Below are 12,304 nucleotides of genomic sequence, written 5' to 3'. Positions count from 1 at the left end.
CCATATGAGAAAAGTCTCGCTTCTCTATTGTAACGAAAAAACGTGAAAAAAAATAGAGGGAATCCTCTTACTAAGAAAATATTTAACTTTTACTGAATAAAAAGAGCCTGGTACATAACTAAAAAGGTTATGTTTCAGGCTCTTAGTAACCGAATAAACGGTGGGCGCAGAAGCAACTCCTTCGGAAATAAGCCGAAATTGCTGTAAAACACAACAAGGAACAAGTTGATGTTGCACAGTACCTACTTGGTCACAAAAATTTGAAGAGCAATTTTCGTAAATTCCTTCTTATTTCTCGGAGTTAAACACTTCTGCCCCAACCTCTTTTTCTAATTATTTTCTACTATAATTTGCTACATCAGCGACCATACTATCAACAAAGATATTTAAATCGATAACCTCTGTTTCTTTGCTTCCGTAACGACGGATATTGACTGTTGCATCATCCATTTCTTTATCTCCAACTACGATTTGATAAGGAATTTTTTGCGTTTGAGATGCTCGAATCTTATAACCCATTTTTTCATTACGGTCATCTACTTCGATACGTAATCCTTGTTCTTGTAAACGTTTTTTCACTTCATACGCATAATCAGAATGTGCTTCAACAGATACTGGAATAATAGTTGCTTGAATCGGTGCTAACCAAGTTGGGAAAGCGCCTTTGTATACTTCAGTTAGGTATGCTACGAAACGTTCCATCGTCGAAACAATCCCTCTGTGGATAACTAACGGACGATGTGTATTTTCGCCATCTTCTCCTACATAAGTCAAATCAAAACGTTCTGGTAATAATGCATCGATTTGAATTGTAGACAGTGTTTCTTCCATCCCTAAAGCCGTTTTTACTTGAACATCCAGTTTAGGACCGTAAAATGCTGCTTCACCTTCTGCTTCAAAATAATCGATCCCTGCTTCATCTGCCGCTTCTTTGATCATTGTTTGAGATCTTTCCCACATTGCATCATCATCAAAGTATTTTTCTTTGTTATTCGGGTCTCTTAAACTTAAACGGAAACGATAATCTGTCACATCAAAATCAGCGTAAACTTCTACCATTAACTTCAAAGTGCGTAAGAACTCTTCTTTGATCTGATCTGGACGAACAAATGTATGCCCATCATTCAACGTCATTTCACGTACACGTTGTAACCCAGATAACGCCCCAGACTTTTCATAACGGTGCATCATACCAAGTTCTGCAATTCTAATCGGCAGTTCACGGTAGCTGTGGATATCATTTTTATAAACCATCATGTGATGTGGACAGTTCATTGGACGAAGAACTAACATTTCGCCATCTCCCATATCCATCGGTGGAAACATATCTTCATGATAGTGATCCCAGTGACCAGATCGCTTATAAAACTCAACATTCGCCATGATAGGTGTATACACATGTTGATAACCTAAGCTAATTTCTTTATCTGTAATATAACGTTCAATAGTGCGGCGGATGGTTGCGCCTTTTGGCAACCAGAATGGCAAACCCGAACCAACATCTGGATTAAGCATGAATAAATCAAGCTCTTTTCCTAATTTACGATGATCACGTTCTTTGGCTTCTTCACGCATCTTGATAAATTCTTTTAAATCTTTTTTATCGAAGAAGGCTGTTCCGTAAATACGTTGCATCATTTGGTTATTGGAATTTCCTCTCCAATACGCACCAGCAACTGATAATAATTGGAATACTTGAATACGTCCAGTTGAAGGCACATGGACACCACGACATAAATCAACAAAGTCGCCTTGATCATAAACAGTGATGACTTCCTCTTCTGGAAGCTCTGAAATCAATTCAACTTTATATGGATCATCCGCAAACAATTCTAACGCTTCGCTTTTAGAAACAACTTTGCGGACAATTGGATTATTCTCTTTGACGATTTTCATCATTTCAGCTTCAATTGCTGGCAAATCTTCTGCTGTAATAGGATTTTCACCATTATCTGTATCATAATAGAAACCAGAATCAATCGCTGGACCGACACCAAATTTGATTTTCGGGAATAAACGACGTAGTGCATTGGCCATTAAGTGGGCTGAAGAATGACGTAAAATTCCAAGGGCATCCTCGTGATCTGGCGTTACAATTTCGATTGACCCGTCTTCTTCAATCGGGCGAACTAAATCTATTAATGTACCATTGAATTTACCTGCTAATGCTTTTTTAGCTAAACTGTTACTGATGCTTTTAGCAATGTCCAATGTTGATGAACCAGTCTCAAATTCTTTGACTGCGCCATCTGGAAAAGTAATGTTGATTGACATTTTTGTTTCCTCCAATTTTTTTATCATTGATTATGAGAATCTTAGACTTTCCAACAATATCAATTCACTTGAGCAAAAAAATAAGTCCTAGTAGCTGATAAAATTATCAGCTACTAGGACGAAAAATTCGTGGTTCCACCTATTTTTAAACACAGCAAACAGCCATGTTCCTCAAGCGTGTTAACGGTACGACCGCCTTTGTTTCGACAAAGGTTGGAAAAAGTGGTCATTCCTTGTGCGGGTCTGGAAAATTTTCAGCCGAGATTTTCCTCTCTAAAAGACTGCTTGCAAGTTCAGTTGTCTTTCTCATCAATCATTTATGTGTTAATTTAACCACTTCTTTAACTAAAAAGCAAGCATTTATTAAAAATGATTACTTTTTCCATTTTCCGCCTTGTGCGTAGCGATCTTTTTTCATCTCATTGACAATAACATGGATATTCTCTTGAGGAGCACCTGTATTTTTTGATACAACTTCTGTGATTTCTTTGACCATATTTGTCAGTTGTTCTTCACTGCGACCTTCAACCAGTTCGACATGAATAAATGGCATAACGTTTCCTCCGTTCAGTTTTTCTAGATACTACAATAATAACATGTTCTACTATAAATTTATGATTATTTTTCAGCATTCAAACAAAACCTCGAGGCAGATTGTTTCATAACAGTTCTCACCATGATAAAGCATCCCTCTAGAAACTAACGTAAAACTTATCTCTTCCAGCTGTTCTTTTAACACAGTTTGTGAAAATCTGTTATGGACTTTCTCATGACTAATTTTTTCATTTTTATCAAAATCACTAATCGAAAAGTGTCCTTTTGGTGGATAAACAAATATGTTCTTTTTAATCTATCTGCGATTTCTAAACCAATTAATCCACTACTACAACCATAATTTAGTGCGATTTTATCTGTGGTCGCTCCTGATGCTACTTTGACTTCTCTTGTGATAATCTTGGCTAGCTCTAATTGTTTCAGTGAATCATACGCCCGTTCTCTTTTCTTTTTTTTTGCTAGTAAAAAGAAGCCCAAATTGGACTTCTTTTAATAGTTCTTAAACGGGTTCACCATAATCGACTGGTTTATCAAATTCACCTGGTGCATCGTCATATATATGTCCATAAACGATTACCGGCATTCCAGCATACGCACCGTTGAAGATTTGCGCCACTGCGTCTCCAGGTGTATTGATACAACCATTACTCCCGAAGTTTGTTTTGTAGGCTTCTTTGTTTCCGAAATATTCTGCTTTGTAATCTGCATCATGAATTCCGATTTGAGTCACCACACCACCGAAACTCTTCAATGGCATCCAATATTTTACTGGTACACTGTATTTTGATCCATCCAGCATTTCGCCTTCTAATTTTGTATCCGTATCTTTGTATAAAATCGTGTGGAATCCAGGAACAGTCGCAGTTCCTTTATTATAACGACCAGTGATTACGTCTGTTTCGACAACTTTTACGCCGCCTTTGAAGAAATACATTTTTTGATCATTTAAATCAATCTCAACATAATCTTTATCAACTGTTGACGACTGATTGACATCGCCATCAATTGGTACAGTGATTGTCTCAGTATCTTTGTCACTATTGATTGCTTGCACAATCAAATCTCTTGTTTGCGGCATATTGATATCCCAGCCGTAACTGCCATTGTTTTTATATTTGGTGGTAACACCATGAACATTTTTAAAAATAATTGGTTGGAAAATCGAGCCATATTTTTGGTTTGTTTGCTCTACCCAAGCATAAACCTTATTTTGATCAACCTCACCTTTTGTATCCATAAATGACTGTAACTCTTCTTTTGTGAGAGCCAACTTTTCGCCATTAATATCAAGCGTGATCGCTTTGTTTTCTTTTTTCGACAATACAGCTAATCTCTCCTGTAGACCTTTGTCCTCTTTTGTCAATGTTGGTTTTTGATAAAACTCTTTCACATCATAAACGTAACTACCCTTGTTCGCATCAACATCTGTTAACACTTGGTTCATCAATGCTTCTTTATCCACAACCGTTCCAACTTGTTCTGGTATGATTTGATAGTTGCCATCCACTTTTTCGATCCGAGCATCTTGACTTGGAGTTCCTTCTTCGAAGGTAAGTTCGTTTAATTTATTTTTTAGTTCTGATTTGTAATTTTCATTGATTGGTAATTTAATTGAACGATCCCCAATATTTTGTTTTAAATACTCTTCTGTAATTTCATATTTTTCAGGTAGTGTAATTTTTTCTTCTTTATCATTTACTTTGATGACAACAGATTCAGCTTTATTCAGTTCTTCTAGCTTCTTTTTCGCATCTTTTGTGTTTAGCAAGCTGATATCAACACCATTTGCCTTCGCACTGATAAAGAAATGTGATTGAAAGTAGACTAACCCGCCAGTGAATATCAATGCCAAAAAAATCAGCAAACCGACTACTGGGACTAACCATTTCTTCGTTTTATTATGTGAGTGATTATTGTTTTGAGGTGCCCTTGTATTTTTTTCTGAGCGGCTAACTGTTTCTTCGTTTTCCATTGAGCTATCTTCCTTTTTTATGATTTATATGCTTCCTTTGATTTTATGCTTTTCCCTGTTTTTGAAATAAAATAAAAGGAAGTAACTCTTCCTTAAATTGTCTAAAATTTTTATTAGTGCTTTTATTTTAAAGTTAGTTTAGTTAAATTCCTCTCATTCTTCAATTAATTTGCTTACATATGAGAAAAAATTCATATTTTTATGTATAAACGTTTAAATTTCAACTATTTCTACTAAACAGGAAACCACAACCATCAAAGTTCGATGCAGTGCACTTATCATTCTACCACACATTAGGTAGAGGAAAAAAGACTATTTGGCATTATCTTTAGGGAAATTCTAATTTAATTACAATAAACTTTAAAAACGAACTCAAACCTTGTCTATTTTGTCGAAAAATCCCTTTAATTTAAGAACTTACATTAAAATTTGCTGTATACTCCAAGACTTTCTCTGCTGTTCTTTGATCATATTCCAAGCCATATTTTTGTGAAAATAGCTGGGCGTTATAATCAAATTGTTTTTGTAATGAAACCAAAGCGGACCAAGCCGCATGAATACTAGAAACATCCATTGTTTTTTGAACAGCATCGTATTGTTCCTCCGTCAAATAATCAGGCAAATATTTATCATTTTTCCCAACACTAAACTGATACCCTTGTTCTGCCCCAACTTGCCAAGAAAGCAACCGTAAAAGTTCTTTTCGACAGTTTTCATTTAAATGGTCCGCCGCATAAAACAATTCATTCCGACACAACCCTTTGACCACATAAGTACTGACCCACCAGAACTCATTACAACAATCAAAAAATTCTGCCTGACTTGGAGGTTTGACCCAGTACTCTTGATCCGTCGCTTCTGATAAATTTGGCAACAATTGATGTTTATCCAACAAAATTTCAGCTAAACAATCTCCTTCGTTCCAAGTTTCTGCTTGCTCTTTTGGACACAAAGTAAGGTCGATTCGATTCCCATCTTCAAATAGCATCAAATAAGTATATCTTCCATTTTTAGTTGGCGAAAACAACACCATATCTTCTGGTGTCTGCATAATTAAACGTGTACCAAATCGATCGATCCACGACTGGTCTTTAAGAAAGCTATCTACTGATTCTACAATATAAACAATATCATAATCTTGAAATAGATCTTTTGGCACATTTTTATTGGTTCGAGAACCGTTCATTCCAACAGCTAGCACTCTAGAATCATCTTTTGCAGTATCTAAAATCAAGGTAAACATTTCTTCTTCAGTTCGCATAGTTGCCTCCATTATTATGGTTTACAAAGAGTATAAGCTATTTTTACTCACTCTGTTATACTTTCTCTTGAAATCGTTAAAAAAACTTTAAATCAATGTTCGAATTCACTATTTTCACTGATTATCTAATACACTGGACAAGAAAGGGTGTGGTGTTATGAAATGGGTGAAACGAATGATGTTGATTATTATAGGTTTAGGAATTACATATACTGCTCTTGTTCTTTTCCTTATTTTAAGTGGAACAAAAGAGCAACCAACAGCAACGCCAGATACTGTGCTTATTTTAGGTGCACAAGTAAGAGGTACATCAAAAGATCATGCTTATCCAAGTACGGTTTTAAAAGAACGATTAGACGCAGCAATCCCTTATCTAAAAGAGCATCCAGCGGCAACTGCTATTGTTTGCGGAGGTAAGGGATCTGACGAGCCTGACAGCGAGGCCAACGTAATGGCGGAATATTTAAGAGCGAACGGAATTTCACAAAAACAAATTTTAACTGAAGATACCTCTACACGTACTAAAGAAAACATCCAAAATGCTCAAAAGAAACGAGCGCTAGGGAATACCGTTATTGTTACAAGCGACTTTCATATGTATCGCTCAAAACTATTAGCAAAGCGTTTGGGTATTTCTGAAATCAGCGGACTACCAGCAGTTTCTAAATCTTCTGCTCGATTTAAAACATATGTTAGAGAAATCGTTGCTTTAGGATATGGTTTACTTTTTGATCATTAAGTTTCAAGACATTTTTTTGCTCTCGTTGTCTTTTTGTACCCGTCATATATTTAAAAAAATTCAAATTGCTCTCTTCTTCTGAGATGGCTGAAAAAATTTGACTTATAAGTTCCTAGATCAATCTTCATCATTCTGGTTGATTTAGGAGTTTTTTCATTCCTCTGATTTCCCCTGTCCGTACTTCATTTTTTGATTAAAATAATAAATAATCCCTGAGATTATTGCTAGAATTATTACTCTAATTACAACAATGAATCTCCATAAAAATTGATTTTTAGGATCATTATCTAAATTGATGGCAGTCGCATTGTATTTTTTTTGCTTCTTTTTCCTTTATTTCAAATTTTTTCCTAAATCCAATTTTTATATCCGTTTTTCGTTGCACAGTGACAACTCTTTCTAACTAGTGACTATTTAGTCGTTTCAAAAATAATTATATGAGAATATACTAGTTTAAAAATAATATAAGATAAAACCAGTAATCACTTGAACACTTTTTTTACCTAAAATATATTATTCATAACAATATTCTCAATTTTTTATGTGTAATTCGAAATATTTGAGAATTTAAAACAAAAATGGTATTATACATTTGTTCTTAGTTTTTTCATATTGTGTTTCCCTTCATATAGTGTGTGTATGAAGGGTTTATTTTTAGTTTAACTGAACGCGTATATTATACATTCATAGGTTCAAACAACTCGTTAAATATTGTTGGTTTGAACCTAAGTTCTATTCATAAAACCATCAAAGCAACCTGATCTTTTCATTATACTTCTTTGACGCTTGCTAAAAGAGTGCAAGAAGTACGAAGTAGCTGTAAAAAGAAGCCCTTATCGATGTTTTCTTCGCTCAACAACGGTAAGGGCTTCTTTTACATTATATTTTGATTGTTCCATAATTTAGTCTCAATTGTTCAACTTTCCCCATCACTGATACTATCGGAGGTTCACTTTGTTCTGTTTCATAAAAGTTCATAGACATTACGGCTATTTCATTTGCAAATACTTCTATTGAAGATGTATCTCTAAATATTTCTAACACAAGTCTATCATTTAGTAAAGGAACACTTGCCGTACGCTTTGTTAATTGCTCTGTTTCATTTCCTGTGATTGTTAAACCAAAGCTATCACGACTAATAGATAAATAGTCAGTATTAGGATCGTAAATCAGTTCAACAGAAGACTCCTTCGTTCTAAGAACCTTTATTGTTAATGTTTTAGTTTGTCTCAAAATCCCACTAAACTCAATATAGAATTGCTTCGCGTCATTATCATCTAGTTCAACGGATGAATCCTCTAGTTTTTCTTTTATAATAGTTTTTTTATCCATAATCAATTCATATATTGTATTAATTGGTTGTTGAATCAATTTTTTATTGACCACATGAAGTTCACGTGGCAACGTCATAGCCCCTGCCCAGAAATGTCCTAAATCATTTGTCGGCATGTTACGTCCCCACATCTGCATCCAAGCAACCATGATCCGCCGGCCTTGGTCATCTACACAAGTTTGAGGGGCGTAAAAATCTAGGCCAAAATCAATCTCATGGTGATTTTCTACAATAAAACGGCCCGTTAACCAATCTACTTCACCTATAAAAGCTACTGTCGAGTTGATATTTTCATATAAATTATCTTTTTTCTTCATTTCAATCGGCGAAATCAACAAGACATCTTTTCCGTCCAAATGAAATAAGTCTGGACATTCCCACATGATCCCTTGATCTCGTTTTCCTGTTAGCAATACAGAAGTAAATTTCCAAAGGAATAGATCTTCCGATTGAAATAATAAAATTTGTCCTCGTTGATCCGTTGTTTTCGAAGCAATGACACTGTAATAGATTCCATTGCGTTTCTCTATTTTAGGATCACGAAAATCTTCAATTGGCGCGATCCCCTTAATATGTTGATCCGAAATCACAGGATTTCCAGAAAATTTTTCAAAATGGATACCGTCATCTGATACTGCAATACACTGAACTTCTCGTTTGATTCCTTCACGTTCGTAATGGCCAGTGTACATTAAAAAGAGTTTTCCATCTTTTTCAATGGCACTTCCTGAAAAACACCCATCTAAATCATATTCTTCACTAGGCGCTAGCGCTACGGGTAGCTCTTGCCAATGTATCAAGTCTTTTGATTTAGCATGTCCCCAGTGCATTGGCCCCCAAACACTATCGTATGGATAATATTGATAAAACAAATGATACTCACCTTTGTAATAGACAAATCCATTTGGATCATTCATCCAACCGACAGGGGCCATCAAATGATAACCTTGGCGATAAATATCATTGATTGTCCCTTTATTTTCTTCAATAAATTGATTTGCTTGTTCGAGTTTTTCTTTCATTCTATCTCTCCTATTTAATTCCTGTACCAGAACCGCCCAACCCTTGTAGGATATATTTTTGGGCGACAACATAGATGATGATTAGAGGAATCGTCGAAATTGTTAAAACTGCCATAACTTGATTAATATACACAGGTTGTGTCGTGTTAATCGTCGTAATAGCCACTTGCATAGAAAATTTACTCTTATCTGTTAATACCATTAATGGCCAAATATAGTCATTCCAACTTCCAATAAAGGATAAAACCCCAACGGTAGCTACCGCTGGTTTTGACATTGGCAACATAATTGAGAAAAAGATTTTAACGATACTTGCACCATCGATTTTAGCAGATTCAATGATTTCTTCCGGTATTGCAATAAAGAAATTTCTAAATAAATAGATATTAAATGCACTAGCCATAGCTGGTAAAATCACCGCAATACGACTATTAACTAACCCTAATGTATTTACAATTGTAAACTGAGGAATCAGTACTGTTTCCATTGGGATAATCAAAAGTGCTAACAAGAATCCGAAAATCACTTTTTTTCCTGTAAAATTGATTTTTGCAAAAGCAAAACCTGCTAATGAATTGACAATAATCGATCCTCCGGCAAAAGTGATGCCATAAAAAATACTATTTAGTAAGTATGTCCAAATGCTGAATCGTTCAATAACTTCTTGATAGGTTTTAAACCAGTTTACAGGATTTAGACTAGGTAAAAAAGCTTTAAAAGAAGAAAGATTTGTGTAGACTTCTGCATTTGATTTCATAGCAGAAACAATCATCCAAAGCATTGGAAAAATAAAAAGTGCCGCTAAAATAAACAATAAAATATATTCAAAAATCATCAGTGGCCCAACCTTTTTTTTCATTCGTCTTTGTCCTCCTTAATTAATTTTCTTTGACCAATCGTAATCAAACCAATCATGGTTGTAAAAATCAACGCTATTGAACTAGAGTAACCTACCATTCGATCGGTGAAGCCTGTCTGGTAAATATAATAAACCATGGTCATTGTAGAATTCATTGGTCCACCTTGGGTCATAACCATTGGCTGAACAATCAACTTAAACGCTGAGATAAGCGTTGTTAATAAGACAAAGATGGCTGTTGGCTTTAATAAAGGCAGTGTTATATAACGAAATTGTTGAAATTTTGTGAAACCATCCATTTCAGCGGCTTCATAGACATCTTGCGGGATATTCTGCATACCGCCTAAAAACAGAAGCATTTGATAACCTGCCCCTTGCCAAGCAGAAACAAAAACAATCGTGTACATTGCCTGTTTAGGACTCGTTAAAAATGGTTGAGCTGAAATACCTACTTTCATTAATAATGAATTGATAAGCCCTTCATTTGGATTTAATAAATACAGCCACAAAATAGAAATAACAACCAAAGACATAACTACTGGCGCGAAAAATGCTACTTTAAATAATAAATTTCCTTTTCTTTTTTTGTTGATAATCAGAGCCATCCCTAATGCTGCTCCCAATTGAACTGGGATGATCCAAATAACAAACTTAGCTGTATTAACCATACTCTTGATAAAAATTGGATCGTTAAATAATTGTTTAAAGTTGTCTAACCCAATGAATTGACGATTGCCTGGTGTCAACAGATAATAGTCTGTAAAAGCGTAGTAGGCAACCATTCCCACTGGAATCAAAAGAAAAATCGTCAATAAAATAAGTGCTGGTGCTAAAAAACTATATCCTACTAAATTTTCCTTGAGTGTCGGTTTACGATTCATTCCGTTTCCTCCTTTATCGCTTCAACATTCTATCAATAACTTGCTGCATTTCTTCTGCGTGAACATCCACTATTTTTTGCACATCTGGATTTTCTTTATAATAACTAGCATCTTGAATTGATTGCTGAAATGCACGGGAAACTTGTGGATACGCTACTACAACAGGACGCGCATGACCTGATTTTTGGTTTTGTTCCATTAGAAAGCGCATTTCCTTGGACACATCATTTTTGATCAATTCGATTGTTGATTTTCTAATAGGTAAAACACTATTCCCCAAACTCATGATTTTACTTGATTCTGTATTGGTGACATACTTTATAAATGTAGCCGATGCTTCTTTTTCTTCTGTTTTAGAAGACATTGCAACTTGCCAACTACCTGTTGGAGAAACTAATTTTTTCGTTTTATCAGATACAGGATACGGTAAAATACCATATTCAAGGCCTTTGTAATTTTCATTTAAATCAGCTATCGTCCATGATCCACTTAGAAGCATTGGATATTTTCCAGTTTCAAACCCCTTTTCAATTGGGGTATTGGTTGTATATCCTTTTTTCACTAAATCCTGAATAAATTGAATTGCCTCTGCACTTTTGGGATCATTAAAATACCCTAATGCTTCCGTACCCGCTTGATTTACAACTTCTCCTCCGTTTGACCAAATAAATGGCGTGTATGCATAGGTAAGCATTTCATCTTTGGATGCTAATTGAATATTTATTGCTGGTGACTCATATTTATTCACTAATTTTTGGCAAACCTCCTGAAATTCATTCCAAGTCCAAGGTTTATCTAAAGTTGGCAGGGACTCCTCTTTGATGCCAGCCTTTCTAAATAATTTCTTGTTGTAATAAATACCAACACTAGACTCAGAAAAACCAAATGCATAAAATTTCTTATTATAAGTTCCTTGTTGAATGATACTATCAAGTACATCATCCATATTTGCATCATCTAGATAATCATCTAAAGGTTCAATTACACCAGCGTTAGCATATGCTGCCGTATTTGGGCCATCCAGAGTGAGGACATCTGGCAAACTACTCGTTGTGATTGCAGCATTCACCTTGTCTTCATAGCCACCACCACTACCGCTTCTTGGAATATATTCAGTAATGGCATTATATTTACCCTGGTATTCTTGATTAAAATTATCCACAATTTTCTGCCAAGCTTTCCCTTCAGGCGTTTCATCCGAAAACTGAACCCAAATTTTTATGTCCCCTTCATTTTTCATTTGATTCTCAGATTCTTTTGAAACGTTTCCACATCCAGAAAAAATAAATAAAACGGCAACGACTACTGCTATGAGCTGGTAAAAATACTTCTTCATTTATCTAATCCCCCGAATCTGAAACGTTTCCATTTTATCCTAAAATCAACAATGGAAACGTTTCATTAATTG

At 35.1% G+C, this 12,304-nt stretch carries 9 protein-coding genes and 1 pseudogene; 1 reads left to right on the top strand and 9 read right to left on the bottom strand.

Annotation, left to right across the window (positions count from 1 at the left end):
- Positions 1-134: 134 nt before the first annotated feature.
- From BCR22_RS15905 to BCR22_RS02015, 5 genes and pseudogenes are all read right to left on the bottom strand, one after another.
- Positions 135-320, bottom strand: a pseudogene (locus BCR22_RS15905) (hypothetical protein).
- Positions 321-333: 13 nt separating this feature from the next.
- Positions 334-2,274: a threonine--tRNA ligase gene (thrS, locus tag BCR22_RS02035; protein WP_069653338.1), complete on the bottom strand. Its 1,941-nt coding sequence runs from the start codon at positions 2,272-2,274 to the stop codon at positions 334-336.
- A 373-nt stretch (positions 2,275-2,647) separates the two neighbouring features.
- On the bottom strand, positions 2,648-2,827 hold the full coding sequence (locus tag BCR22_RS02030; RefSeq protein ID WP_069653337.1) for a 2-hydroxymuconate tautomerase: 180 nt from the start codon (positions 2,825-2,827) through the stop codon (positions 2,648-2,650).
- Between the two features lie 501 nt (positions 2,828-3,328).
- Positions 3,329-4,801 carry a L,D-transpeptidase family protein gene (locus tag BCR22_RS02020; protein ID WP_069653335.1) on the bottom strand — a complete coding sequence of 491 codons (1,473 nt, stop codon included), beginning with the start codon at positions 4,799-4,801 and terminating at the stop codon, positions 3,329-3,331.
- A 409-nt stretch (positions 4,802-5,210) separates the two neighbouring features.
- Positions 5,211-6,062 carry an aminoglycoside 6-adenylyltransferase gene (locus tag BCR22_RS02015; protein WP_069653334.1) on the bottom strand — a complete coding sequence of 284 codons (852 nt, stop codon included), beginning with the start codon at positions 6,060-6,062 and terminating at the stop codon, positions 5,211-5,213.
- Between the two features lie 157 nt (positions 6,063-6,219).
- Between BCR22_RS02015 and BCR22_RS02010 the strand changes: the two genes are divergently transcribed.
- Positions 6,220-6,801 (top strand): YdcF family protein, encoded by a 582-nt coding sequence (locus tag BCR22_RS02010; protein WP_069653333.1) that lies wholly within the window; start codon positions 6,220-6,222, stop codon positions 6,799-6,801.
- 879 nt (positions 6,802-7,680) lie between these two features.
- Here the strand turns inward: BCR22_RS02010 and BCR22_RS02005 are convergent.
- From BCR22_RS02005 to BCR22_RS01990, 4 genes are read right to left on the bottom strand one after another with little or no spacing between them, the layout of a single operon-like run.
- Entirely contained in the window at positions 7,681-9,156 is a 1,476-nt protein-coding gene (locus BCR22_RS02005) for a glycoside hydrolase family 32 protein (protein WP_069653332.1), read from the bottom strand.
- A 10-nt stretch (positions 9,157-9,166) separates the two neighbouring features.
- Entirely contained in the window at positions 9,167-10,015 is an 849-nt protein-coding gene (locus tag BCR22_RS02000; protein ID WP_069653331.1) for a carbohydrate ABC transporter permease, read from the bottom strand.
- Positions 10,012-10,896: a carbohydrate ABC transporter permease gene (locus BCR22_RS01995; RefSeq protein WP_069653330.1), complete on the bottom strand. Its 885-nt coding sequence runs from the start codon at positions 10,894-10,896 to the stop codon at positions 10,012-10,014. Before BCR22_RS01995 ends, BCR22_RS02000 begins: the two co-directional genes overlap by 4 nt.
- Before the next feature lie 13 nt (positions 10,897-10,909).
- Positions 10,910-12,232: an ABC transporter substrate-binding protein gene (locus BCR22_RS01990; protein ID WP_069653329.1), complete on the bottom strand. Its 1,323-nt coding sequence runs from the start codon at positions 12,230-12,232 to the stop codon at positions 10,910-10,912.
- Positions 12,233-12,304 lie beyond the last annotated feature (72 nt).

The organism is Enterococcus plantarum, assembly GCF_001730295.1.
GTDB classification, from domain to species: domain Bacteria; phylum Bacillota; class Bacilli; order Lactobacillales; family Enterococcaceae; genus Enterococcus_L; species Enterococcus_L plantarum.
Note: the sequence above shows the minus strand (reverse complement) of the source record. Positions and strands in the feature narration are given on the sequence as shown.